The organism is Streptomyces sp. NPDC007901 (genome assembly GCF_042959465.1).
Classification (GTDB): domain Bacteria; phylum Actinomycetota; class Actinomycetes; order Streptomycetales; family Streptomycetaceae; genus Streptomyces.
The window spans coordinates 345,548-371,311 of sequence record NZ_JBIBKW010000010.1; the positions used below are offsets into that span (position 1 = coordinate 345,548).

Below are 25,764 nucleotides of genomic sequence, written 5' to 3' on the forward strand. Positions count from 1 at the left end.
TAATGTTCCTTTTTGGTGCTATGTGGCGGAGGGAACGCCCGCATGCAGCGCAGGGGCCGGACGAAGACACCTCCGCGCAGGGGACTCGTTCCCCTGACGGCCGTCGCGGGCGGCCTGCTCGCCGTGCTCATCGGCCTCGTCTTCCTGGTCCTGGTGCTGGCCATCCAGGACGCGCGGCACTCCCTGCTGTCGGCCCGCAGCGGCAGACCGGCCCTGGACCAGATAGGGGTGGTCCAGGAGACCGTCCTCGACATGGAGGGCGGACAGCGGGGCTACGTCATCACCCGGCAGGACGAGTTCCTCAAGCCCTGGCGGGCGGCACGGGCCGCGTTCCCCGCGCGGGCGCGGAAACTCGTGGACGTCAGCACGTCCCCCGCCCAGCGCCGGCTCGCCGAGCAGATCCAGCAGGCCGGGCAGTCCTTCATCCACGACTACGCGATCCCGCTCGTCGACGAGGCCCGGCGCGGCGACCCCGACGCCATCAGCACCGCGCGGACCCTGGAGGGCAAACAGCGCCTCGACGCGCTCCGCGGCCAGTTCACCCGCTACCTCCACGACGAGCGCATCGCCATCAACCGGCGCGAGAACGCCCTCGAGTCCCGCATGGACATGCTGACGTTGGCCGCGTCCGTCGGCGTCGGGGTGGCGGCCCTCCTGATCGTCGGCTACGGCGCCTATGTGACCCGGGTGATCGTCTGGCCGGTCCGCCGGATGGCCGGCACCGCGACCAGGCTCGCCGCCGGGGACCTGAGCGCCCGGGTGCCGCCCTCCGGCCGCAAGGAGATCGGCCAGCTGGAGACCGCGTTCAACACCATGGCCGGCTCCCTGGAGAAGAGCCACCGGCGGCTCAGACTGCTCTACGACGCCGGTACGGCCGTGGGCTCCACCCTCGACGTGCGGCGGACCGCCGACGACCTGGTGCGGGTGGCCGTCCCGCGCTTCGCCGACTTCGTCACCGTCGACCTGGAGGAGTCCGTGCTGCACGGCGGGGAACCGACCTCCGCCGAGAAGGCGCTGCGGCGCGTCGCCGGGGGAGGTGTCCGCGACGACTCCCCGCTGGACCCGGTCGGCGCACTGATCGCGGTGAGCGCGCCGCCCGGGTCCGCCCCCGACGCCCTCCCGGACGCGGCCCTGGTGCTCGACCTGCGTGCCGCCGAGGCAGGGGCCGTTCCCGACGCCCAGAAGATGGACCGGCTCATCGAGTACGGCATGAACTCGCTGATCACCGCGCCGTTGTCAGTACAGGGCGTCCTGATGGGGGTGATCGTCTTCTGGCGGACCCGGGACTCGGCGCCGTTCGAGGCGGACGACCTCTCCGACGCCGAGGAACTCGCCGCGAAGTCCGCGCGCGCCATCGACAACGCCCGGCGCTACACCCGGGAACGCGAGACCGCGCTGGCCCTCCAGCGCAGCCTGCTGCCGCACGGCCTGCCGGTCTGCCCGACCCTCGACTTCGCCTACCGCTACCTGCCCACCGGCACCCGGGCCGGAGTCGGCGGCGACTGGCTCGACGTGATCCCGCTGTCGGGCACCCGGGTGGCCCTGGTCGTCGGGGACGTCGTCGGCCACGGCATCCAGGCCTCCGCCACCATGGGCCGGCTGCGCACGGCGGTCCGCACCCTCGCCGACGTCGACCTGCCGCCCGACGAGCTCCTCACCCACCTCGACGACCTGGTCCTGCACCTCGACGACGGCGCCGGGGAACAGGCCGGCGAGGTGGGTTCGACCTGCCTGTACGTCGTCCACGACCCGATCTCCCGACGCTGCGCCCTGGCCAGCGCGGGCCATCCGCTGCCCTTCGTGATCACGCCCCAGGGAGCGGTGGAGCCCGCCCCCGGCCAGGCCGGGCCGCCGCTCGGGCTCGGCGGGCTGCCGTTCGAGACGACCGAGCTGGACCTCGCCCCGGGCAGCACGCTCGCCCTGTTCAGCAACGGCCTGGTGCACTCCCGCGACCTCGACCTGAGCCACGGCCTGGACCGGCTGCGCCACGCGCTGGCCCGGAACGGGGACTCTCTGGAGGCGACCTGCGACCGGGTGGTGGACGCGCTGCGCACCGGCGAGCGCGCCGACGACGTCGCCCTGCTGCTCGCCCGCACCCACGCCCTGCCCGGCGACCAGGTGGCCACCTGGGAGGTCCCCGCGGACCCCGAGCACGTCGCCCGGGCCCGCGCCCTGACCACCGTGCAGCTCGGCGCCTGGCAGCTGGACGAGCTGTCGTTCACCACCGAACTGGTGGTCAGCGAACTCGTCACCAACGCCATCCGCTACGGCGGCTCCCCGATCCGGCTCCGCCTCATCCGCGACACCACGATGCTGATCACCGAGGTCTCCGACGGCAGCAGCACCGCCCCCCACCTGCGGCGGGCCCGGGTCTTCGACGAGGGCGGCCGGGGCCTGCTGCTGGTCGCCCAGCTCACCCAGCGCTGGGGCACCCGGCAGACCTCAGCGGGCAAGACCATCTGGTGCGAACAGTCCCTGCCGGACACCCCCTGAGTTCTCCGGGCGGTCGCCCGGCTCCGTAGACTGATGGGGTGAGTGATCTGCCCCCGCGCGACCCCCATGAGAGCTTCGACGACTTCGACGAGATGATCGAGGCCGAGACGGACCGCGACCCCGATCTCGCGGTGATCGAGGCCGGCAGCCGGACCCTCCGTACCCAGGGCGGCCCGCAGCAGGCCGACGTCCCCGCCCGCCCCGAGGACCCCGAGGTCGACAAGGCGCTGCGCGAGGTCGAGGCGGAGCTGGCCACCCGCTGGGGCGAGACCAAGCTGGAGCCCTCGGTCGCCCGCATCGCCGCGCTCATGGACGTGCTGGGCGAGCCGCAGCGGTCGTACCCCTCGATCCACATCACGGGCACCAACGGCAAGACCTCCACCGCCCGCATGATCGAGGCCCTGCTCGGCGCCTTCGACCTGCGCACCGGCCGCTACACCAGCCCGCACGTGCAGTCGATCACCGAGCGCGTCAGCCTCGACGGCGCCCCGATCTCCGCCGAGCGGTTCATCGAGACGTACCAGGACATCAAGCCCTACGTCGAGATGGTCGACGCGCAGCAGGAGTACCGGCTCTCCTTCTTCGAGGTGCTCACCGCCATGGCGTACGCGGCCTTCGCGGACGCCCCGGTGGACGTCGCGGTCGTCGAGGTCGGCATGGGCGGCTCCTGGGACGCCACCAACGTCATCGACGGGGACGTCGCCGTCGTGACCCCCATCGACCTCGACCACACCGACCGCCTCGGCGAGACGACCGCCGCGATCGCCACCGAGAAGGCCGGGATCATCAAGCAGGACGCGACCGTGATCCTGGCCCAGCAGCCGGTGGACGCGGCCCAGGTGCTGCTGAAGAAGGCCGTCGAGGTCGACGCCACCGTGGCCCGTGAGGGCCTGGAGTTCGGCGTCGTCGCCCGCCAGGTCGCCGTCGGAGGGCAGTTGCTCACCCTGCGCGGCCTCGGCGGCGAGTACGACCAGGTCTACCTCCCCCTGCACGGCCCCTACCAGGCCCACAACGCGGCCGTCGCGCTCGCCGCCGTGGAGGCGTTCTTCGGCGTCGGCTCCCAGCGCCCCGAGCCCCTCGACATCGACACGGTCCGCAAGGCCTTCGCGGCCGTCTCCTCGCCGGGCCGCCTCGAAGTCGTACGACGCTCTCCGACCGTCGTCCTGGACGCCGCGCACAACCCGGCCGGTGCCCGCGCCACCGCCGAAGCGGTCGGTGAGGCCTTCGACTTCAGCCGGCTGATCGGCGTGGTCGGGGCGAGCGGCGACAAGAACGTCCGGGGTCTGCTGGAGGCCTTCGAGCCGGTCTTCGCCGAGGTCGTGATCACCCAGAACTCCAGCCACCGCGCGATGGACGCGGACGAGCTGGCCGCGATCGCCGTCGAGGTGTTCGGCGAGGACCGCGTCCAGGTCGAACCGCGGCTGCCCGACGCCCTGGAGGCCGCGATCACGCTGGCCGAGGAGGAGGGCGAGTTCGCCGGCGGCGGGGTGCTGGTCACCGGTTCCGTCATCACCGTCGGCGAGGCCCGACTGCTCCTCGGGAGGGGCTGACCATGCGGACGCTCTGCTCCTCCACCCTGATCGGCGAGTTCTTCGTCATCGGCTTCGCCGCACTGGTCGCCATGAAGGACCCCGACCTGTCCACCTCCACGGTGTGGCTGGTCAGCGGCATCGCCATGTTCCTGTGCGTGGCCCTGTGCGGGGTGATCACCCGGCCGGGAGGCGTCGCCCTCGGCTGGGCGCTGCAGATCGCGCTGATCGCCTCCGGCGTCTTCGTGCCGACGATGTACTTCATGGGCGCGATCTTCGCCGGGCTGTGGTGGGCGTCGGTGCACTACGGGAGAAAGATCGACGAGGCCAAGGCCCGCTTCGCGGCGCAGTCCGAGGCCTCCTCCGCACCTGACGCTGCGTGACGGACGCCCAGATCCGCCCTGTAGCCTGCCACCACCGCACCCGGTCAGTACCGAAGGAGCCCCTCCCGTGACTCAGCGCACCCTCGTCCTCCTCAAGCCCGACGCCGTCCGTCGGGGACTGACCGGCGAGATCATCAGCCGTATCGAGCGCAAGGCCGGCTGGCAGATCACCGCGCTGGAGCTGCGCACCCTGGAGCGGGCCACCCTGGAGCAGCACTACGCCGAGCACGTCGGCAAGCCCTTCTACGAGCCGCTGGTCGAGTTCATGTCCGCCGGCCCGTCCGTCGCCCTGATCGTCGAGGGCGAGCGGGTCATCGAGGGCATCCGCGCGCTCGCCGGCCCGACCGACCCGATCGCCGCCGCGCCCGGTTCCATCCGCGGCGACTTCGGTGTGATCGTCCGCGAGAACCTGATCCACGCGTCCGACTCCGAGGAGTCCGCCGAGCGCGAGGTCAAGATCTTCTTCCCGGGTCGCGCGTAACCCTGCGGACCCTCGCGACGGGCCCGTACGGAGTTTTCGTGGAAGTTTTTGACGCGGCGTCAGCATGACGGTCCGCGTACGCTGGGACGGCCGAACATTTTCGGCCGTCCCTCGGCATATGCGTGCCGATCGGGGGAACGCGTGGCCCCGTTGGACCGTCTCCAGAAGCGAGGCGGCCCTGTACGTGCTGACAATGGCGAAGACCCTCGCGCAGTGTTCGTGCAGGCGCGTCTACGATGGAAGCCTTCACGTCACAGCACCCACTTCGCCGACCTGAAATGCCCTCAAAAGCTCCCGGGAAGGCCAGACGAATCCTGATGGGGAACTCAATGTCGTTCATCGGCCGTGACATGGCTGTCGACCTCGGGACCGCCAACACGCTGGTGTACGTCAGGGGTCGCGGGATCGTACTCAACGAGCCGTCCGTTGTCGCGATCAACACGAACACCGGTGGAATTCTGGCGGTCGGCGCGGAGGCGAAGAAGATGATCGGGCGCACGCCCGGCAACATCGTCGCCGTCCGCCCGCTGAAGGACGGCGTCATCGCCGACTTCGAGATCACCGAGCGGATGCTCCGCTACTTCATCCTGAAGATCCACAAGCGTCGTTATCTCGCGCGCCCGCGCGTGGTCGTCTGCGTGCCCTCCGGCATCACTGGCGTCGAGCGCCGCGCCGTCATCGAGGCGTCCTCGCAGGCCGGTGCCCGCCAGGTGCACATCATCGAGGAGCCCATGGCCGCCGCCATCGGCTCCGGCCTGCCGGTCCACGAGGCCACCGGCAACATGGTGGTGGACATCGGCGGCGGCACCACGGAGGTCGCGGTCATCTCGCTCGGCGGCATCGTCACCGCCCAGTCCATCCGCGTCGCGGGCGACGAGCTGGACAACGCGATCATCCAGCACATCAAGAAGGAGTACAGCCTCCTCCTCGGTGAGCGGACGGCCGAGCAGATCAAGATCACGATCGGTTCGGCGTACGAGCTCGACGACGACGAACACACCGAGATCCGCGGCCGGGACCTGGTCTCCGGCCTGCCGAAGACCGTGGTCATCTCGGCCGCCGAGGTCCGCAAGGCGATCGAGGAGCCGGTCAACGCGATCGTCGACGCGGTGAAGACCACGCTCGACAAGTGCCCGCCGGAGCTGTCCGGCGACATCATGGACAGGGGAATCGTTCTGACCGGCGGCGGAGCCCTGCTGCGCGGTCTGGACGAGCGGCTGCGCCGGGAGACCGGCATGCCCATCCACATCGCCGAGGACCCGCTGGACAGCGTGGCGCTCGGCTCCGGCAAGTGCGTCGAGGAGTTCGAGGCGCTCCAGCAGGTCCTGGACGCCCAGCCGCGCAGATGACGTAACTCTTCGATTCCGCCGTACGAGACGATCTCCTCTCGTGCGGCGGATCGTTGATATAGAGGCATAAGCTCACACAAAAAGAGCTCTGTTTCCCCAACCCCCCGTACAACCAAGCTCGCCCAAGTTCCTATTGAGGAAGGCACGGCCGCCGCACGTGAGGGACACGAAAGAGAGCCGGCTGCTCCTGGTGCTGCTGATCGCCATCGCGTTCGCACTGATCACGGTGGACATCCGAGGTGGCAGGAACTCCCCGGTGGACGGTGCCCGGCAGGCCGCGGCAGCGGTCTTCGGCCCGATCGAGAACGGCATGTCGACGGTGGTGGACCCGGTGGGCAACGCCGTCTCCGCCGTCCGTGACTCCGGCGAACGCCACGACCGGCTGGCCCGCCTGGAGAAGCAGAACGCGACCCTCAAGGCGCGGCTCGGCAGCAGCGACCGCAACCGCAGCCGCCTGGCGCAGCTCGACAAGATGCTGAACATCGCCGCCGAGGGCCAGTACGGCATCAAGGGCGCCCAGGTCATCGCCATAGGGTCGGCGCAGGGCTTCTCCTGGACCATCACCATCGACGTCGGCTACAACGACGGCATCAAACGCGACATGACCGTCCTCAACGGCAGCGGTCTCGTCGGTCGCGTCACCACCGTCGGCCCGGACGCCTCCACCGTGCTGCTCGCCAACGACCCCGACTTCACCGTCGGCACCCGCATGGAGGGCAGCGACGAACTCGGCTTCGCCTCCGGACAGGGCGACCGCCCGCTGCGCGTCGAACTCCTCAACGGCAAGGCCGAGGTGAAGAAGGGCGACCGGCTCGTCACCTTCGGTTCCCAGGGCGACAAGCCCTTCGTGCCGGGCGTCCCGGTCGGCAGGGTCTCCTCCGTCGACCCCTCCAACGGCGGCCTCACCCGCACCCTGTACGTCACGCCGTTCGTGTCCTTCACCAAGCTCGACATCGTCGGCGTGGTCGTCGAGGCACCGAAGAAGGACCCACGTGACGAGGTGCTCCCGGCCAAGCCGAAGCCGACCCCGACCCCGACGGTGACCGTCACGGTCACCCCGTCCGCGGACGCGAGCACGGGCACGGGATCGGACTCCAGCACCGACTCGGGCACGAACTCGGGCACGAACGAGACCGACACCAACGGCCAGCAGCGGTAGGAGCTGAATCCCTTCATGCGTGTCAACCGGATCCTGCTCTCCACCGCCCTGATCGTCGTCGCCCTGGTGATCCAGGTGAGCGTCCTCGCCCGCCTCCACCTCCCGGGCGCCGTCCCCGACCTGATGCTGCTCACCGTCCTCGGCCTCGCCATGGTCTACGGCCATGTGGGCGGCGCCCTCGTCGGCTTCGGCGCCGGACTGCTCGCCGACCTCGCCCCGCCCGCCGACCACGCGGCCGGCCGCTACGCCCTGGTGCTGTGCGTCGTCGGCTACTGCGCCGGGCTCATCAAGCCGGAGAACGGCCGCCTGAAGTCCGCGACCGGCCCGATGCTCGTCGTGGTCGCCGCCGCCGTCGGCTCCACCCTGCTCTACGCGGGCGTCGGCGCCCTCGTCGGCGACACCGCCGCCCGGCACGTCGGCATGACCAGCCTGCTGATCACCGCCGCCCTGTACGACCTGCTGCTCGCCCCGTTCGTGGTCCCCGGCGTCATGGCCCTGGCCCGCCGCGCCGACAACGACCCGCTCACCGAGGCCAACTCCGGCGGCAAGGCGGGCGACATCTCCTCCGGCTGGATCTCCTCCGGCACCGGGATGCGCATCGGCGGCCAGCGCGGCGGCCTCGGCGGCCTCAAGGCGAAGGCCCGCTCCCGCAACGTCCGCGTCGGCCGCATCAAGGGGGTCAAGCGCCTGTGAGCCCGGCGGAGTTGGGCCGCGGAGCCATTCACAGCTCCGTCGGATATGACACCCAGGTACAGCACGGAGAGGGGGAGGCAATCCAGTGACCAACGCCCACCCGTCGCCCACCACCACCCTTGAAGGAATGGGCTTCGCCCATGACTAACATTCCGGAGACCGGTCGGACCCCACGGGTCCAGATCCGTCTCGTCGTCATCCAGATCCTGGTCCTCTCCCTGCTCGGCACCCTCGGCGGCCGGCTCTGGTATCTGCAGATCCGTGAGGGCGCCGAGTACCAGAAGGAAGCTTCCGGCAACCACGTCCAGCAGGTCGTCGACCCCGCCGTACGCGGCTCGATACTGGACGCGCGCGGCGTCCCCCTCGCCGACAACGAGACCCGGCTCGTCGTCTCCGCCTCCCGTACCGACCTGCTCAAGCAGAAGGACGACGGCAAGGCGGTCCTGACCAAGCTCGCCGGTGTCCTCGGGATGAAGCCCGAGGAGGTCATGCAGAAGGTCCGCCTCTGCGACGCCAAGACCCCCCAGCCCTGCTGGAACGGCTCGCCCTACCAGCCGATCCCGATCACCGACGAGGCCACCGCCAAGCAGGCCCTGCAGATCCGCGAGCGCGCCGAGGACTTCCCCGGCATCACCGCCGAGCCCGAGGCCGTGCGCCGCTACCCGGCCCCCGGCAAGGCCAACACCGCGCAGGTCCTCGGCTACCTCTCCCCGGTCACCGACGACGAGATCGAGCAGGCCAAGGACAGCAGCTCGCCCTACCTGCGCTCCGACATGGTCGGCCGGTCCGGCCTGGAGCGCGAGTACGACAAGGAGTTGCGCGGCAAGGCCGGCGTCACCCGCTACGAGGTCGACAACCTCGGCCGGGTCATCGGCAAGGCCAAGTCGGACGCCGCCGAGCCCGGTTCCAACCTGGTCACCAGCATCGACTCCCGCGTCCAGCGGGTCGCCGAGTACGAGCTGGACAACGCGATGAAGACCGCCCGCAAGCAGTACGACAAGATCACCCAGGAGAACTACAAGGCCGACTCCGGCGCCGTCGTCGTGATGGAGGCCAAGACCGGCCGGATCGTCGCCATGGCCTCCGCGCCGAACTACGACCCGAACGTCTGGGTCGGCGGCATCTCCGCCAAGGACTACAAGGCCCTCACCGGCAAGGACTCCGACTACCCGCTGCTCAACCGGGCCATACAGGGTCAGGCGGCGCCCGGTTCGACGTTCAAGGTGGTCTCCACGGCCGCCGCGGTCCAGGCCGGCTACGTCTGGGACGGCGGCTACCCCTGCACCAGCTCGTACTCGGTCGGCGGCCAGGTTTTCAAGAACTTCGAGGGCGAGAACTTCGGCCCGATCTCCCTCGGCCGCGCCCTCGAGGTCTCCTGCGACACCGTCTTCTACGGCCTCGCCGACCGCGAGTGGAAGAAGGACGGCGGCATCAACCCGAAGAAGGGCGAGCCGAAGGACTGGTTCTTCAAGACCGCCCACCAGTTCGGCCTCGGCAAGGAGACCGGCGTCGACCTCCCCAACGAGGTCACCGGCCGCGTCCCCGACCGCCAGTGGAAGCTCGACTACTGGAAGGCCAACAAGGACGCCTGGTGCAAGTCCGGCAAGAAGGACGGCACCTACGTCGAGAAGATCGAGTACGAGAACTGCCTCGAAGGCAACAAGATGCGCGAGGGCGACGAGATCAACTACTCGATCGGCCAGGGCGACACCCTCGTCACGCCGATCCAGGAGGCGATGATCTACAGCGCCGTCGCCAACGGCGGCACCGAGTACCAGCCGACCATCGGCAAGGCGATCATCAGCGCCGACGGCAAGTCCGTCCAGGAGATCAAGCCCAAGGCGCTGCGCAAGCTGCCCGTCAGCCAGGCCACCCTGCAGGGCATGGACGACGCCTTCGCGGGCGTCATCACCCGCGGTACCGCCGCCTGGAAGTTCGGCGGCTGGCCGCAGGACAAGATCGCCCTGCACGGCAAGACCGGTACCGCCGAGGTCTACGGCAAGCAGACCACGTCGTGGCTGGCCACCTACACCAAGGACTACACGGTCATCATGACCATCGCCCAGGCCGGTACCGGTTCCGGTGCCTCCGGTGAGGCGGTCCGCAACATCTACAGCGCGCTCTACGGCGTCGGCGCGGACGGCTCCGTCGACAAGTCCAAGGCGCTGCTCTACAGCCCGCAGCAGGGCCTGCCGAAGGTCCGCACGGACGGCACCATCGCCTCCCCGAAGGTCTCCAAGGACCCGGCGAAGGACTTCCAGGCCTCCCAGCAGAGCGACAAGCAGGACGACGGCCAGACCCCGGCCGCCACCACGGCCTCACCGTCGACGGGCAACCGCACCACCCGAAGGCGGCCGCGCAAGAGGGGAAGCCGGAGGATGCTCACATGACCGGCGTCAACAGCTTCTCCGTCTCCGGCTACGGCCCGGCCCGCGCCGGCTGGACCCGGCTGTTCGCCCGCGACTCGCTGACCCGCCGCCTGGACTGGCCGATGCTGCTGGCGTCCCTGGCCCTGTCCCTGCTCGGCTCGCTGCTGGTCTTCTCCGCGACCCGCAACCGCACCGAGATCAATCAGGGCGACCAGTACTACTTCCTGCTCCGGCACCTGATGAACACCGGCATCGGGCTCGCCCTGATGATCGGCACGGTCTGGGTCGGCCACCGCCAGCTGCGCAACGCGGTGCCGATCCTCTACGGCCTCTCGGTGCTCGGCATCCTCGCGGTGCTCACCCCGCTGGGCGCCACCATCAACGGCAGCCGCAACTGGATCGTCTTCGGCGGCGGCTTCTCGCTGCAGCCCGCCGAGTTCGTGAAGATCACGATCATCCTGGGGATGGCGATGATACTGGCGGCCCGGGTGGACGCGGGTGACAAGCCGTACCCGGACCATCGCACCGTCCTGCAGTCCCTGGGCCTGGCCACGGTCCCGATCCTGGTCGTGCTGCTCATGCCCGACCTCGGCACGGTCCTGGTCATGGTGACCATCATCCTCGGCGTGCTGCTCGCCTCCGGCGCCTCCAACCGCTGGGTCTTCGGCCTGCTCACCGCCGGTGTGATCGGCTGCGTCGCCATCTGGCAGCTGCACATCCTGGACGAGTACCAGATCGCCCGCTTCGCCGCCTTCGCCAACCCGAGCCTCGACCCGGCCGGCGTCGGCTACAACACCAACCAGGCGCGGATCGCGATCGGTTCCGGCGGCCTGACCGGCGCCGGCCTCTTCCACGGTTCGCAGACCACCGGCCAGTTCGTCCCGGAACAGCAGACCGACTTCGTCTTCACGGTCGCGGGGGAGGAGCTGGGCTTCGTCGGCGCGGGCCTGATCATCGTGCTGCTGGGCGTCGTCCTGTGGCGGGCCTGCCGGATCGCCCGCGAGGCGACCGAGCTGTACGGCACGATCGTGGCGGCGGGCATCGTGGCCTGGTTCGCGTTCCAGGCGTTCGAGAACATCGGGATGACCCTCGGCATCATGCCGGTCACCGGCCTGCCGCTGCCGTTCGTGTCGTACGGCGGCTCGTCGATGTTCGCGGTGTGGGTGGCCGTGGGGCTGCTGCAGTCGATCAGAGTGCAGCGCCCGATGTCGGCCTAGCGGGACAGTCGGCATAACGGGACGGAACGGGAGGGGTGCGCAGATCGTTCGCGATGTGTTCACCTCTCCCTCATTTTGTTTTTTCCTCCGATTTACCCACCTTGGCTTCTGGCTCTTGTAGGGCGCGGCCACTAGATTCGGTTCATGGCGGATACGAAGCGTGAAATCGAGCGCAAGTACGAGTCCGATGACAGTGGGCTGCCCGACCTGACCGGTGTCGCCGGCGTGGCGAACGTCCTGGACAAGGGCACCGCCGAACTCGACGCGACCTACCACGACACCTCCGACCTGCGCCTGGCCTCGGCCAGAGTCACCCTGCGGCACCGCACCGGCGGCAGCGACGCGGGCTGGCACCTCAAGCTCCCCGTGGCCCCGGGCATCCGCGACGAGATCCACGCCCCGCTCTCCGACACCCTCCCCGACGAACTGGCCGGCCTGACCCGCTCCCGGGTCCGCCAGGGCAGCCTCGTCCCCGTCGTCCGGCTGCGCACCGCCCGCGACGTCCAGCACCTCGTCGACGCCGACGGCACCCTGCTCGCCGAGGTCAGCGTGGACCGCGTCCGCGCCGAACGGCTCTTCGGCGGCTCCGGCAAGGCCCAGTGGACCGAGATCGAGGTGGAACTGGCCGACGGCGGCGACCCGGCTTTCCTCGACAAGGTCGAGAAACGCCTCGGCAAGGCGGGCGTCCGGCCGTCGGAATCCCCCTCGAAGCTGGCCCGGGCCTTGTCCGAGACCAAGGGCGGCAAGCCACGGACCGGGAAGCCGGACGCCGGCGAGCCCGTCACGGCCGGCGACCACGTCATGGCCTACGTCCGCGCCCAGCGGGACGCGATCGTCGAGCTCGACCCCGCCGTACGCCTGGACACCGAGGAGGGCGTGCACGACATGCGCGTGGCCACCCGCCGGCTGCGCAGCACCTTCCGCACCTTCGGCAAGGTCCTCGACCGGAAGGTCACCGACCCGATCGCCGACGAGCTGAAATGGCTGGCCGGCGAGCTGGGCCTGGGCCGCGACCAGGAGGTCCTGGCCGAACGTCTGCTGACGGCCCTGGCCGACGTACCCGCCGCCCTCGTCCACGGCCCCGTCCACGACCGGCTGCGCACCTGGGCCGAGGCCGGCCAGCGCGGCTCCCGGAGCCGGCTGCTGGGCGTCCTGGACTCCGAGCGCTACCTGACCCTGCTCGACACCCTGGACGCCCTGGCCGCCGACCCGCCCCTGCTGAAGGCGGCGGCCAAGGACCCGGAGAAGGTCCTCACCCAGGCCGTCCGCAAGGACTTCGCCAAGGTCACCGACCTGATCGAGACGGGCATGGCCCAGCCCCCCGGTCACGAACGCGACCTCGGCCTGCACGAGGCCCGCAAGAAGGCCAAGCGCACCCGCTACGCGGCCGAGGCGGCCCGCCCTGCCCTCGGCGGCCCGGCGAAGACCCTCCTGAAGTCGATGAAGTCCCTCCAGACCCTGATCGGCGAGCACCAGGACAGCGTGATGGCCCGCGAGACCCTCGGCGAGCTGTCCGCGGTGGCCCACGCGGCCGGGGAGAGCGCGTTCACCTACGGGCTGCTGTACGGCCGCGAGGAACAGCGGGCGGCCGCGGTGGAGGCCGAGGTGCCGAAGGCCTGGAAGGACGTCAAGGACGAGGCCCCGGTGTGATCGGCGGGTACGGGGGAGTCCGCCGGCCGGGTTAGGCTTGATGGTCACCTCCCCAGCCTCCGGCCGGGGCGCCCCCCAGTCCGCTCACTGAAGGTCCGCGAGATGCCTGCCGAAGCCGCCGCCCAGGTCGCCGAGTCTGTGTTCCCGCAGCTCGAAGCCCTGCTCCCGCATGTGCAGAAGCCGATCCAGTACGTCGGCGGTGAGCTCAACTCCACGGTCAAGCCGTGGGAGACCTGCGACGTCCGCTGGGCGCTCATGTACCCGGACGCCTACGAGGTCGGCCTGCCCAACCAGGGCGTCATGATCCTCTACGAGGTGCTCAACGAGCAGGAGGGCGTCCTCGCCGAGCGCACGTACAGCGTGTGGCCGGACCTGGAGGCGCTGATGCGCGAGCACCGCGTCCCGCAGTTCACGGTCGACAGCCACCGCCCGGTGAAGGCCTTCGACGTGTTCGGCCTGTCCTTCTCCACGGAGCTGGGCTACACGAACATGCTCACGGCGCTGGACCTGGCCGGGATCCCCCTGGAGTCGAAGGACCGCACCCTCGACGACCCGATCGTCCTCGCGGGCGGCCACGCGGCCTTCAACCCCGAACCGATCGCGGACTTCATCGACGCGGCGATCATCGGCGACGGCGAGCAGGCCGTCCTCGACATGACGAAGATCATCCGTGACTGGAAGGCAGAGGGCCGCCCCGGCGGCCGCGAGGAGGTCCTCTTCCGCCTGGCGAAGACCGGCTCGGTCTACATCCCGGCGTTCTACGACGTCGAGTACCTCCCCGACGGCCGTATCGCCCGCGTGGTCCCCAACAAGTCGGGCGTCCCGTGGCGCGTCTCCAAGCACACCGTCATGGACCTCGACGAGTGGCCCTACCCCAAGCAGCCCCTCGTCCCGCTCGCCGAGACGGTCCACGAACGCATGTCCGTCGAGATCTTCCGCGGCTGCACGCGCGGCTGCCGCTTCTGCCAGGCCGGCATGATCACCCGCCCGGTGCGCGAGCGCTCGATCACCGGCATCGGCGACATGGTGGAGAAGGGCCTCAAGGCGACCGGCTTCGAGGAGGTCGGCCTGCTCTCCCTGTCCTCGGCCGACCACTCGGAGATCGGCGACATCGCCAAGGGTCTGGCCGACCGCTACACCGAGGACAAGATCGGCCTGTCCCTCCCCTCCACCCGCGTCGACGCCTTCAACATCGACCTGGCGAACGAACTGACGAGGAACGGCCGCCGCTCGGGCCTCACCTTCGCCCCGGAGGGCGGCTCGGAACGCATCCGCAAGGTCATCAACAAGATGGTCTCCGAGGACGACCTCATCCGTACGGTCTCGACGGCCTACGGCAACGGCTGGCGCCAGGTGAAGCTGTACTTCATGTGCGGCCTGCCCACCGAGACCGACGACGACGTCCTCCAGATCGCCGACATGGCGACCAAGGTCATCGCCAAGGGCCGCGAGGTCTCCCGCTCCAACGACATCCGCTGCACCGTCTCCATCGGCGGCTTCGTCCCCAAGCCCCACACCCCCTTCCAGTGGGCCCCGCAGCTCTCGGCTGAGGAGACGGACGCCCGCCTCGAAAAGCTCCGGGACAAGATCCGCGGCGACAAGAAGTACGGCCGCTCCATCGGCTTCCGCTACCACGACGGCAAGCCCGGCATCGTGGAAGGCCTGCTGTCGAGGGGCGACCGCCGCATCGGCGCCGTCATCCGCGCCGTCTACGAGGACGGTGGCCGCTTCGACGGCTGGCGCGAGCACTTCTCCTACGACCGCTGGATGGCCTGCGCCGACAAGGCCCTCGCTCCCGCCGGCGTCGACGTCGACTGGTACACCACCCGCGAGCGCACCTACGAGGAGGTCCTCCCCTGGGACCACCTCGACTCCGGCCTCGACAAGGACTGGCTCTGGGAGGACTGGCAGGACGCCCTCGACGAGACCGAGGTCGAGGACTGCCGCTGGACCCCCTGCTTCGACTGCGGCGTGTGCCCGCAGATGGATACGGCCATACAAATCGGCCCGACCGGCAAGAAGTTGCTGCCTCTGACGGTCAAGAACGCAGGTCCGACGCCGGCGCCGAGCGGTCACACGCACTGACGTGAGCGAGGCACTCGATCGGGTGATGGAGGCGCTGGCGGGGGTGAGTGAGGACGAGGTGGCGGCTGCGTTGGAATCGGCTCCCCCGGGACCGCCCGCAAACCGGGAGCGGGGGGCTCGGGAGGCCGTGTCCCCTCGCCCGGTCCTGCCGGGACCTATCCTTCAGCGATGGATCTGGGGACGCTGGTCAGCACGGTGACGGGAGCGGCCATCGGGGTGGGCGCCACCTCCCTGGCCGACTGGTCCAAGTGGCGCCGGGAGCAGGCCGAACGCCGTAGCGCCGTCAAGCGCGAGCTGTACGCGGCGTACCTCGCGGCCGTCGCGCGCAGCTGGAACGACATCAGAGCCGTGGTCGTCAACGGCACGGAACCCTGGCCGCAACGGGCGAGCCTGGCGGGAGACGTCTACCGAAGCGGTGGCGTGTACGAACTGCGCTACCAGATCTCCATCACCGCTCCACCGGACATAGTCGCCCTCTCCGACCAGGTCATGCGCGGTATGCGCGATCTCGTGCGCAGACTGGAGGAAGGAGAGACCTTCAGCGACTGGACCGAGCTCAGGAACGCGAACCGGCCCTGGTTCGACGCGTTCGACACCATGCGCGCCAGGATGCGCCTGGACCTCGACGACACCTCGCAGCCGCTGCCGCCCGACACCCGCTGAGCAGCGGGGTTACGGCCGGAGCACGATCTTGCCGTGGGTGTGCCCGCGTTCCAGGTCGTGGAAGGCCTCGCGGACCTGGGCCAGCGGGTAGGTGCGGGCGATCGGGACCTCCAGCTCCCCGTACGCGGCGAGCCGGGCGAGTTCGCCGACCACGACCGCGCAGGCGGCGGAGCCCTCGCCGTAGGTCCGGGCGCCGATCTTCGCCGCGGCCTGCCAGTCGCGGATCGTGTTGATGCGCTCGGGGCGCACGCCCAGCTCCACGGCCAGGTCCACGTAGCCGTCGCCGAAGGTGTCGACGAACGCGTCGACGTGCCCGCCGGCGGCCTGCCGGATCCGGTCCGCGACGCCCTCTCCGTAGGCGACCGGGATGATCCCGCGGTCCTTCAGCCACGGGTGGTTCCGCTCGCTCGCCAGCCCGATCACCGTGGCGCCGCGCCGCCGCGCGAGCTGCGCGGCGAGCGACCCGACACCGCCGGCCGCTCCGGACACCACGACCGTGTCGGACGGGCCGGGGTCCACCGCGAACACGCAGGCGTAGGCGGTCGTACCGGCCACGTACAGGGACCCGGCCACCTCCCAGGACAGCCCACGGGGGCGGGAGACCACGTGCACGTCGTCGGCCACGACGAACTCCGCGTGGCTCGCCCGGTCGTGGGTGAAGCCCAGCACCTCGTCGCCCACCGCGAAGCCGCGCACCTCGGGGCCCGTCTCCACCACGACGCCGGCCAGGTCGCTGCCCTGCCCGGAGGGGAACGTCGCCGGCCAGCGCCCGTGCCGCGCGCCCTCGCGGATCATCACCTCACCGGGCTGGATCCCGGCCGCGCGGACCTCGACCAGCAGCTGACCGGGGCCGGGCACCGGCCGATCCACCTCCTCCACCCGCAGCACATCGATCCCGCCGTACGCGTGGAACCGCACCGCCTTCATCGCGTGATCACCGCACTTCCTCGGCCCATGCCGCCCCCGGACGGCCGGACGCCGACCGTGCCGCGCGTTCAACGGCCCGGGGGCGGAGTCGTATTCCCGGCCGTGCGGCCTCAACGAACGCTTGGCAGTGGTCAGTTGGCGGGCGAGTGCGCGTGCGTCAGCCGCGCAGTGCGACCGCGCCCGTGTCGACGGCGCGCAGGGCGCGGGCGACCGTCTCCTCGTTCTCGCCGACCGGGGCCACGTAGTCGAGGACCTCGCGGGCGGCGTCCTCGCCGAGGGTGCGAGTGATCACCCAGGTGGCGAGGTACTGGGACGCCAGGCAACCGCCGGCCGTGGCGATGTTCCCCTCGGCGTGGAACGGGGTGTCCAGGACGGTGACGCCACAGGCTTCGACGAAGGGCCGGCTCTTCCGGTCCGTACAGGCGGGCATGCCGTTCAGCAGCCCGAGCCGGGCGAGCACCAGCGCGCCGGAGCACTGCGCGCCGATCAACTGCCGGTCCGGGGCGAGCCGCAGCCGGGAGATCAGCCGGTCGTCGGCCACCACGTCCCGCGTCTTCACCCCGCTGCCGACCAGCACCACGTCGGCCTCGGCCACGAACTCCATCGGGCGCTGCCCGGTCACCGGCACGCCGTTCATCGAGGTGACCACCGGGGTGGGGGTCGTGATGAAGGCCTCCAGGCCGTCCTTCCGGCACCGGTTGATCAGCGCGGAGGCGATGAAGCTGTCGAGTTCGTTGAATCCGTCGAAGGTGAGCACCGCCACCTGCATGGCATCTCCTCGGAGCACGGCACGAATGATGCGGATGCCGAGTGTCTCAGGAGGGCCGTGCCCTGGTCGCGGGCCAATCGCCGGCCGGTGGCCGCGGTACCGGCCGGTCAGCCGGTAGCCGGTAGCCGGTAGCCGGTCAGCTTTCCGTGTCCTGCTGCGCGAAGTACTCCTGCAGCCGGTCGAGGAGGGCCGCGAACGCGGGGGACATGGTGGTGTCCGACCGGGTGAGGACGGTCGTACGGCCGCCGTCCTCCACCGTGATCGTGTAGCTCATGGCGTCCGGGGCACCGCCGGGCGGCTCCGGTGCCGCGGCCTCCGGGACGGCCGCTGCCACCAGCCGGGCGATCTGCGCGGCGGTGTCCTCGGGCAGGGTGCCGGTGTCCAGCGCTCGGGGCGGGAGGCGGAGGTTGATCGCCGCCGCCTGCCCGCCGTGTGTCGCGAGGGTGACCTTCATCGTCGTCGGGCCGCCCGCTTCAGCGGCCGGTGCTCACCTGCCCGCCTTCAGCGCGGTGACGTCCTTGGCCAGACCGGTCACCTGCAGGGACAGGGCGCCGATCTGCTTGCTCAGGGCCGCCAGGCCGTCCTCCCGGCCGACAAGGCCGTCGCGGCCGTCATGGCCGTTGCGGCCCGCCGCGAGGCTGCGGGCCCGGGCGACCCCGGTGGGGACCCCGCTGATCTGGACGCCCACGTCCTGCCAGGCCGCCAGCACGGCCAGCTGCTCGTGGCTGCCGGCTCCGAACAGTTCCTCGGCCTTCTGGTAGGTGGTGTCCGCGAAGTCCTGGAACTGTGTCTCGGCGCTGGACGCCTTGAGCGACTCGTACCAGATGAGTCCGGGGGACTCCCAGGCGAATCCGCCGATGCCCGCCGCCGTCAGGTAGAACGCCCGGTTGGGAATGCCGGAGTTGATGTGCACCCCGCCGAAGTCGCCGTTGTCGCTGTCCGGCAGGTTGGCGTACTTGCTCATGTGGTCCGGCTGGGGGTCCTTGCCGAACAGGGGGTTGTCGTACGCCTGTCCCGGGGCCTTCATCGACCGCAGCGCGTCGGCCTCGATCCCCGGGGTGAAGACCTCGGCCCCGATCAGCCAGTCCGCCTCGTCGACGGACTGTTTCATCGACCACTGCTTGACGAGTGATCCGAAGACATCCGAAACGGATTCGTTCAGGGCGCCGGACTGGTTGTGGTAGACGAGTGCGGCCGTGTTCTCGGTGACTCCGTGCGTCAGTTCGTGGGCGATGACGTCGACGGATGCGGTGAAGTCGGTGAATATCTTTCCGTCGCCGTCTCCGAAGACCATCTGCCGTCCGTCCCAGAACGCGTTGTTGTAGTGCGAGCTGAAGTGGACGTAGCCGTCCAGGCGCATGCCCTGGTCGTCGATCGAGTTGCGGCTGAACACGTCGTGGTAGAAGTCGCGGGTCGCGCCCAGTCCGTCGAACGCGCGGTTGACGGACTCGTCGGCGGACGGCGGTCCGTCCTCCGAGCGGGCCGTCTCGGCCAGGGAGAGCACGCGGCCGTTCTGGCAGTCGAAGACGGTCCGCCGGCCGTTGCCGGGGGCGGCGGCGCCGGCGAAGGTCGCCCGTACCGTTCGTTCGCCCCGCAGGGACGCGGTGGTCAGCAGGGTGGCCAAGGCGGCCTTGTGCACCTCGCTGTCGTCGCTTCTCAGGAGCTTCTCGAGAAGGTGCGGGGGAATGATGCAGTTCGGGCGGCAGATCCTGGTCATGGGATACCTCGGGTGCGGGGAGAGCGGCGGCAAAGGCCTTGCTCGTCAGAGCGGCGCGCGCCGGAGGTGCCGATCGCCGAGAGAAACGGTGCCGCTGTGACCGGACGATCGCGTCCGACGCGCGGGATGGCTCCTGCGTGCGGGCGGGGAGCCCGCGGACCTGCAGGACAAGCCGTGTGGCGAGCGGCTCGCCTTCCCGGCGTCGTACACAGGACGGGAGAGTCGTGTGCATGGCTGAGGAGGCGGAAACCGCTTCTGTCCCCATTGTCCGCTCGATTCCGGCGACCCGCACCCCGGGCGGGGTCTGACGTCCGGTCAGTGCCGGTGAGGGGAGGTCTGCCGGGCGTCCCGTCCCGTCCGGTGCGGTGGTCGGGGCGAACCACCCGTCAAGGGTGAGGCCGGCGGCACGGCGCATCCGGATGCTGTCGAGCAGGCCGTACGGACCCGGCGGACGGCGGACGGCGGACGAAGGAACGGACGGGCGATGGGCGACGACAGGGCCGAGCGCATAGCGGAGTTCATCGAGCCTCTGCGGGTCGAGCCCGGGAGCAAGGTGCGGCTGGGCGAGGACTTCGACCCCGGCTACAAGGCCGGCATCCGCAAGAAGAAGGACGGCGTCGAACTGCTCCGAAGCGGTATCGAGCTGCTCGCCGACTACCAGCGGCGGCTGGCCGCCCAGGACACCTACGGAGTGCTGCTCTGCCTGCAGGCGCTGGACGCCGGAGGCAAGGACGGCACCATCCGCCATGTGATGAGCGGAGTGAACCCGCAGGGCGTGCGGGTGTCCGGTTTCAAGGTGCCCTCGGACGAGGAACTCGACCACGACTACCTGGGGCGTTACACCCGCCAGCTGCCCCGGCGCGGTGAGATCGGCATCTTCAACCGCTCCCACTACGAGGAAGTGCTGGTGGTACGGGTCCATCCGGAGAACCTGCGGCGCGAGAAACTGCCCGACGCGGCACGCGGCCCCGACGTGTGGGAGCGGCGCTACCGGGAGATCAACGACTGGGAGCGCTATCTGAGCGACAACGGCTTCAAGGTCGTAAAACTGTTTCTGAACCTGTCGAAGGAAGAACAGCGCACCCGTTTTCTGAAACGCATCGACGTTCCCGAACGGAACTGGAAGTTCTCGTCGGCCGACGTGCGTGAGCGGGCCCGGTGGGACGACTATCAGCGGGCGTTCTCGCAGATGCTCTCCGCCACCAGCACGGAATGGGCGCCCTGGTACGTCGTTCCCGCCGACCACAAATGGTTCGCCCGGGTGTGCGCGGCCGCCGTACTGGCGCACACCCTCATCGACATCGACCCCCGGTACCCGGAGGTCAGCGACGAGACCCGCCGTGAACTGGCCGAGGTCAGACGGGAACTGGAGGCGGAGGCGCCGGCGGGGGCGGCCGCGGACCCCTGTGCGGCGGAGGCCGGAGCGGGCGAGAAGAAGCGGAAGAAGAAGCACAGGAAGCACCGGTGACGGGGGCGGGCGAGCAACGGGGGCCGGGAACGGAGGCACCTTCATGACCGCGCAGACAGACGCCTCGCAGGACCGGGCGGCCGACGGCCGGTCGTGGTACGCGCATCCGGCGCAGGAGGTGGCCGCGGCGTTCGAGGTGGATCCGGCCGCCGGTCTGTCCGCCGCGCGGGCCGCGGAACTGCTGCGTACGCACGGCCCGAACGCGCTGCCCGAGGAGAAGCCGACGCCGGGCTGGCGCCGCTACCTCGCCCAGTACCGCAGCTACATGCAGCTGGTCCTGGTGAGCGCCGCCGTGGTCTCGCTGGTCATCAAGGAGTGGAGCACCGGGGTCCTGCTGCTCGTCCTGACCGTCGTCAACGCGGTCGTCGGGATGCGCCAGGAGGGCAAGGCGGACAGCGCCATGAACGCGCTGAAGTCGATGATGAAGGCGACCGCGCGGGTGCGCAGGGACGGCACCGAGTCGAAGATCCCGGCCGAGCAGGTCGTCCCGGGCGACGTGGTGCTGCTCGCGGCGGGCGACGAGGTGCCGGCGGACGGCCGGATCGTCCTGGCGAACGCCCTGCAGATCGACGAGTCGGCGCTGACCGGCGAGAGCGTGCCGGCCGCGAAGGAGACGGGCACCCTCACCGGTACCGGTCTGCCGCCCGGCGAACGCCACAACATGGCGTTCATGAACACCCCCGTCACCCACGGCAGTGGCACGGTGGTGGTCACGGCCACCGGCGCGGACACCGAACTCGGCCGTATCTCCGGCATGTTGTCGAGCACCCGCCGGGAGGCCTCGCCGCTGACCCGGGAGATGGACCGGCTCACTCTGTGGATCACGGGCACGGCCGGGCTGACGATGATCCTGATGTTCGTGCTGGGCCGCAGCCGGGGTACGGCGTGGGACGCGCTGTTCGTCAGCGCCGTCTCGCTGGCGATCGCGGCCATCCCGGAGGCCCTGCCCACCGTGTCCCAGACGATCCTGTCCATCGGCGCCATCGACCTGTCCCGGCGCCAGGCGATCGTGAAGGACCTGCCGTCGGTGGAGGCGCTGGGGTTCACCTCGGCGATCAACTCCGACAAGACCGGCACGCTCACCATGAACCAGATGACCGCGGTCGAGGTCATCGACCCCGGCGACCGCTACACCGTCTCCGGCACCGGCTACAGCCTGGCGGGCCGGATCCAGCACGCGGTCGGCAGCGCACCGGACATGACGGACGCGATCCTGCCCTACCTGGTCGCCAACGACGCCCGGCTGGTGGACGGCAAGGTGGTCGGCGACCCCACCGAGGGCGCCCTGCTGGTCCTCGGCCACAAGGCCGGCCTGGACGTCGACGCCACCCGGGATCGGCTGCCGCGGCTGGCCGTGCTGCCCTTCGACCCCTCCTACAAGTTGATGGCCACCTTCAACCGGGCCACCGACGAGACCGGCCGGCCCGTCGTGCGCTGCTTCGTGAAGGGCGCGGCGCCCGCCATGATGGACCGCGCGGCGACGGCACTGCGGCAGGGCGCGTCCGTGCCCTGGGACGACGCGCTGCGGCAGCGGGCGCAAGAGCACGTCGAGCGCATGGGCGGCGAGGGCCTCAGGGTGATGGCCGCGGCGCGCCGGGACCTCGACCCGGCCGTCTTCGATCCGGACGGCGACCTGCTCGGCTATGTCACCGACCTGCAGATGACCAGCCTGGTCGGGATGGTCGACCCGCCCCGCGCGGAGTCGAAGGCCGCGGTCGCCGACGCGCAGGCCGCGCACATCAGGGTCCGGATGGTCACCGGCGACGACGTCGTCACCGGCGCCGCCATCGCCCGCCAGCTCGGCATCGAGGGCGAGGCCATGCTGGGCGCGGACTTCGCCGCCCTGCCGGAGAGCGAACGGCTGGCCAGGATCGACGGCATCGGTGTCGTCGGCCGGGTCGCGCCCGAGCACAAGGTGCTGCTCGCCGACACCCTGAAGAAGAGGGGCGGTGTCGTCGCCATGACCGGCGACGGCGTCAACGACGCCCCCGCCATCAAGGCGGCCGACGTCGGTATCGCGATGGGCTCCGGCACCGAGGTCGCCAAGAACGCCGGCCGTATGGTGCTCGCCGACGACAACTTCGCCACGATCGTCTTCGCTGTCGAGCAGGGCCGCAAGATCTACGACAACCTCACCAAGTACATCCGGTTCGTGCTCGTCCTGCTCGTGGTGTTCGTGCTGACGTTTCTCGGCGCGACCCTGTTCGACATCGCCGCCGGGGAGCCCTTCACCCCCGCTCAGGTGCTGTGGATCCACTTCTTCGTCAACGCGGCCTTCGGCTTCGCGCTCGGCTTCGACCGGCAGAGCCCCGGCCTGATGGCCCGCCGGCCACGCCCGCGCGGCGCGCATGTGCTGTCCCGGGGCGTGATGCTCACCGTCGGCCTGTCCGGCCTGGTGATCACCATCGGTCTGCTCTGCCTGATCGAGCTCGGCACGACCCGCTACGACAGCGTCGCGATCGGCCAGTCGATGGCGTTCACCTCCTTCGCGCTCTGCCTGATCGTGGCCGCCCTGGAGTGCCGCAGCGAGCGGGACACCGTGCTCACCACCGCCAGCTTCGACAGCAAGCAGATGAACCGGGCCATGCTGATCGAGTTCGTGCTCGCGGTCCTGGTCACGCAGATGGACGTCTTCCGCAGGCTGCTGGGCACGACCGAACTGGACCTGGCCCAGTTCGCCTGGGCACTGGTACCGGCGCTCGTGCTGCTGGCGCTCTGGGAGATCGGCAAGTTCCTCGCCCGCTGGAACGGCAGGCCCACCGCGCGGACCTGACGCCGGCCCGCTGTGAGGTCTCCCACGAACTCTTGTCGCGGCCGGACACCCGCACCTAAATTCGGTCATATGTCCGCCCAAGATGACTCCCTTCCCACCGAGCCGGTGGACTTCGCCGTCGATCTCACCGGTCATGAGATGACCCGGCGGGCCCACGTCATGAACGCACTCGGCGCCGAGTGGGACCCCGTCGAAGTGATGCGCGGCGAGGAGGAGGCCTACGACCGGCTGTACTCCGGCCTCGATGAGGAACAGCAGCGGCTGTACGACACCCTCGTCGCCGCCGGCGTTCTCCCGCGGCGCGGGGGCGACGCGGCTTCCGCCTGATCCTCGCGGCCCGCCTCAGCGTCCTGCCGGCGCCCTGACGGGCCTCCGGTGCGCCATACGCGTGGGCCGGTGCGCCATGCGCGTGTGCCGGTGTCGACGTGCCGGTGCGGTGGTTGTGTCCGGGACAGGTGACGGCCACCGTGAGCGGGTGGTTCTCGTTCCGGGGCTGCTGTGGCGGCGGGGTGCGGTGAGCCGGGGTGTGGGCGCGGGGCTCGCCGCCGGTGTCTTCTTCGGGGCCTTCGTTCTCGTCGAGTCGGGTTCGTGGGCGGGCGCTCTGGTGGTCTTCGTCGTGCTGAGCGTGTTCTACGGGATCCGTGTGGCGCGCCGGATGGACCGGCTCTGGCCGGCGGGCCGGGCCCTGGACGACGCCGACCGCGCAGCCGTCGTACGCGCCACCCGGCGGGGTGAGGCCGTCGGGGATCCGCGGCTGGCGTCCTCGGTCGCTGGGTATGCCGGTGCGTTGCGGCGGGCCGCCGAGGGGGACGGGCTGCGCCGCCCGGTCGTGCTGCTCGTCACCGGGTGCGCGGTGCTGCTGGCCGTGTACGACAGCCTGCGTGGTTCCACCGGCGAGACGGTCGTCTCGTGGCTGGTGGTCGTGCTGTTCCTGGCCGACCTGGTCTGGTGGCCCCGCGGCCGGGCCCGTCTGCTGGCCCGGGCCGCCCGGGCGGAGGCGGCGGCCCGTCCTGCGGCCGGCGGGCCCGGCGGATGAGGCCGGTCAGTCGGCCGAGTCCATGAAGGCGAGCATGCGGCGGTTGACCTCGTCCGCGTGGTCGATCTGCGGCCCGTGACCGGTGCCCTCGATGATCTCGGCCCGGGCGCCCGGTATCAGCCGGGGTACGCGCTCCAGCTGGCGCTGCGGGTGCACGAGCAGGCTGCGCCTGCCGAGGACCAGGTAGAGCGGTGTGCGGACGGTGGACAGCTCGCCCTCGGTGAGGGGGAGCGGGGCCGGGCGGCGGATGCGGTACGCGCGGACGCCCAGCCGGATCATCCTGCGCAGCTCCGGCACGACTAGCACCGGCTGCTGCAGCCAGGCCGCGAGGCGCGGGCGCAGCGCCTTGGGGGCGAACGTGGCGAACAGGCCGACGAAGATCCAGACGAAGAAGCGCAGTCCCACCTTCTCCAGGCCGCCCGGGTCGAGCAGGGTCACCGAGGCCAGCCGCTCCGGCCTGCGGTGCGCCTCGTTGAGCGCGAGCCAGCCGCCGTAGGAGGAGCCGACCAGGTGGACCCGGTCCAGGCCGAGCCCGGCGAGGGTCTCGTCGAGCCACCGCGCGGCTCGCTCGGGCTGGTGGATGGGGGTGTGCTGGACGCTGCGGCCGGGGTCGCCCGGGGTGTCGAGCGCGTAGACCGGGCGCTCGGCGGCGAGGGCGCGGGTGTTCGGGTACCACATGGCGGAGCAGGAGCCCGCTCCGTGCACGAGGACGACGGGGGTGCGGGCGGCGGCGGCCGGGTCCGCCGGGTCGTAGCGGTAGACGTGGGTGGTGCCGAAGGAGGTCTCCACGTCGGTCTCGGCCGCCGCGGGCGCGCCCAGTGCGTAGAGCGCCGCGCAGGCCTCGAAGTAGCGGTCGCGCCGGGCGTCGCTCACATAACGGCCGACGTCAGGCTGGGTGCGGACAGCGGTCTGGGCCACGGCCACCTCCGGGGATCGGATTCTTCGTGATACGACCGTACCATGATGGTGGTACGGCCGTATCATCAAATTCGCCGGGTGTGGA

General features: G+C 70.5%; 21 protein-coding genes. 16 read left to right on the forward strand and 5 right to left on the reverse strand.

The annotated features are described in order from the left end of the window. Positions 1–42 precede the first annotated feature (42 nt). The 12 genes from ACFZDK_RS31265 to ACFZDK_RS31320 all read left to right on the forward strand — a co-directional run bounded on the left by ACFZDK_RS31265 (position 43) and on the right by ACFZDK_RS31320 (position 16,071). Complete coding sequence (locus ACFZDK_RS31265) at positions 43–2,493, forward strand: SpoIIE family protein phosphatase (protein WP_390977266.1); 2,451 nt, start codon at positions 43–45, stop codon at positions 2,491–2,493. Positions 2,494–2,585: 92 nt separating this feature from the next. Then, positions 2,586–4,043: a glutamate ligase domain-containing protein gene (locus ACFZDK_RS31270; RefSeq protein ID WP_390977321.1), complete on the forward strand. Its 1,458-nt coding sequence runs from the start codon at positions 2,586–2,588 to the stop codon at positions 4,041–4,043. A 2-nt stretch (positions 4,044–4,045) separates the two neighbouring features. Then, positions 4,046–4,405, forward strand: a complete 360-nt coding sequence (locus ACFZDK_RS31275; RefSeq protein WP_390977267.1) for a DUF4233 domain-containing protein — start codon at positions 4,046–4,048, stop codon at positions 4,403–4,405. A gap of 67 nt (positions 4,406–4,472) precedes the next feature. Further along, positions 4,473–4,886: a nucleoside-diphosphate kinase gene (gene ndk / locus ACFZDK_RS31280; protein ID WP_093503045.1), complete on the forward strand. Its 414-nt coding sequence runs from the start codon at positions 4,473–4,475 to the stop codon at positions 4,884–4,886. Positions 4,887–5,215: 329 nt separating this feature from the next. Then, positions 5,216–6,235, forward strand: coding sequence for a rod shape-determining protein (locus ACFZDK_RS31285; RefSeq protein ID WP_355722280.1), 1,020 nt, complete (start codon positions 5,216–5,218; stop codon positions 6,233–6,235). Between the two features lie 157 nt (positions 6,236–6,392). Next, entirely contained in the window at positions 6,393–7,394 is a 1,002-nt protein-coding gene (mreC, locus tag ACFZDK_RS31290; RefSeq protein WP_390977268.1) for a rod shape-determining protein MreC, read from the forward strand. Between the two features lie 15 nt (positions 7,395–7,409). Further along, the gene (gene mreD / locus ACFZDK_RS31295; RefSeq protein WP_390977269.1) at positions 7,410–8,087 is read left to right on the forward strand and encodes a rod shape-determining protein MreD; all 678 of its coding nucleotides are present in this window, start codon (positions 7,410–7,412) and stop codon (positions 8,085–8,087) included. Positions 8,088–8,227: 140 nt separating this feature from the next. Beyond that, positions 8,228–10,477, forward strand: a complete 2,250-nt coding sequence (gene mrdA / locus ACFZDK_RS31300) for a penicillin-binding protein 2 (RefSeq protein WP_390977270.1) — start codon at positions 8,228–8,230, stop codon at positions 10,475–10,477. Next, the gene (gene rodA / locus ACFZDK_RS31305; RefSeq protein WP_390977271.1) at positions 10,474–11,673 is read left to right on the forward strand and encodes a rod shape-determining protein RodA; all 1,200 of its coding nucleotides are present in this window, start codon (positions 10,474–10,476) and stop codon (positions 11,671–11,673) included. Before mrdA ends, rodA begins: the two co-directional genes overlap by 4 nt. A gap of 144 nt (positions 11,674–11,817) precedes the next feature. Then, complete coding sequence (locus tag ACFZDK_RS31310) at positions 11,818–13,323, forward strand: CHAD domain-containing protein (RefSeq protein ID WP_390977272.1); 1,506 nt, start codon at positions 11,818–11,820, stop codon at positions 13,321–13,323. A gap of 102 nt (positions 13,324–13,425) precedes the next feature. After that, positions 13,426–15,408 carry a TIGR03960 family B12-binding radical SAM protein gene (locus ACFZDK_RS31315; RefSeq protein WP_390977273.1) on the forward strand — a complete coding sequence of 661 codons (1,983 nt, stop codon included), beginning with the start codon at positions 13,426–13,428 and terminating at the stop codon, positions 15,406–15,408. Between the two features lie 168 nt (positions 15,409–15,576). After that, positions 15,577–16,071 carry a hypothetical protein gene (locus ACFZDK_RS31320; protein WP_390977274.1) on the forward strand — a complete coding sequence of 165 codons (495 nt, stop codon included), beginning with the start codon at positions 15,577–15,579 and terminating at the stop codon, positions 16,069–16,071. A gap of 9 nt (positions 16,072–16,080) precedes the next feature. On the opposite strand, the gene ACFZDK_RS31325 is transcribed toward ACFZDK_RS31320, so the two are convergent. The 4 genes from ACFZDK_RS31325 to ACFZDK_RS31340 all read right to left on the reverse strand — a co-directional run bounded on the left by ACFZDK_RS31325 (position 16,081) and on the right by ACFZDK_RS31340 (position 19,484). Further along, positions 16,081–16,998 (reverse strand): alcohol dehydrogenase catalytic domain-containing protein, encoded by a 918-nt coding sequence (locus ACFZDK_RS31325; protein WP_390977275.1) that lies wholly within the window; start codon positions 16,996–16,998, stop codon positions 16,081–16,083. A 157-nt stretch (positions 16,999–17,155) separates the two neighbouring features. Beyond that, complete coding sequence (locus ACFZDK_RS31330; RefSeq protein ID WP_390977276.1) at positions 17,156–17,767, reverse strand: DJ-1/PfpI family protein; 612 nt, start codon at positions 17,765–17,767, stop codon at positions 17,156–17,158. A 136-nt stretch (positions 17,768–17,903) separates the two neighbouring features. Next, positions 17,904–18,221 (reverse strand): protealysin inhibitor emfourin, encoded by a 318-nt coding sequence (locus ACFZDK_RS31335; protein WP_390977277.1) that lies wholly within the window; start codon positions 18,219–18,221, stop codon positions 17,904–17,906. Positions 18,222–18,254: 33 nt separating this feature from the next. Then, the gene (locus tag ACFZDK_RS31340; RefSeq protein ID WP_390977278.1) at positions 18,255–19,484 is read right to left on the reverse strand and encodes a M4 family metallopeptidase; all 1,230 of its coding nucleotides are present in this window, start codon (positions 19,482–19,484) and stop codon (positions 18,255–18,257) included. Between the two features lie 484 nt (positions 19,485–19,968). On the opposite strand from ACFZDK_RS31340, the gene ACFZDK_RS31345 reads away from it, so the two are divergent. The 4 genes from ACFZDK_RS31345 to ACFZDK_RS31360 all read left to right on the forward strand — a co-directional run bounded on the left by ACFZDK_RS31345 (position 19,969) and on the right by ACFZDK_RS31360 (position 24,761). Beyond that, positions 19,969–20,952, forward strand: a complete 984-nt coding sequence (locus ACFZDK_RS31345; RefSeq protein WP_390977279.1) for a PPK2 family polyphosphate kinase — start codon at positions 19,969–19,971, stop codon at positions 20,950–20,952. Positions 20,953–20,995: 43 nt separating this feature from the next. Continuing rightward, positions 20,996–23,725, forward strand: coding sequence for an HAD-IC family P-type ATPase (locus ACFZDK_RS31350; protein ID WP_390977280.1), 2,730 nt, complete (start codon positions 20,996–20,998; stop codon positions 23,723–23,725). 69 nt (positions 23,726–23,794) lie between these two features. Beyond that, positions 23,795–24,052: a DUF6400 family protein gene (locus ACFZDK_RS31355; protein ID WP_390977281.1), complete on the forward strand. Its 258-nt coding sequence runs from the start codon at positions 23,795–23,797 to the stop codon at positions 24,050–24,052. Positions 24,053–24,200: 148 nt separating this feature from the next. After that, on the forward strand, positions 24,201–24,761 hold the full coding sequence (locus tag ACFZDK_RS31360) for a hypothetical protein (RefSeq protein WP_390977282.1): 561 nt from the start codon (positions 24,201–24,203) through the stop codon (positions 24,759–24,761). A 6-nt stretch (positions 24,762–24,767) separates the two neighbouring features. Here ACFZDK_RS31360 and ACFZDK_RS31365 read toward each other — a convergent pair whose 3' ends face one another. Next, positions 24,768–25,679 (reverse strand): alpha/beta fold hydrolase, encoded by a 912-nt coding sequence (locus ACFZDK_RS31365; protein ID WP_390977283.1) that lies wholly within the window; start codon positions 25,677–25,679, stop codon positions 24,768–24,770. Positions 25,680–25,764 lie beyond the last annotated feature (85 nt).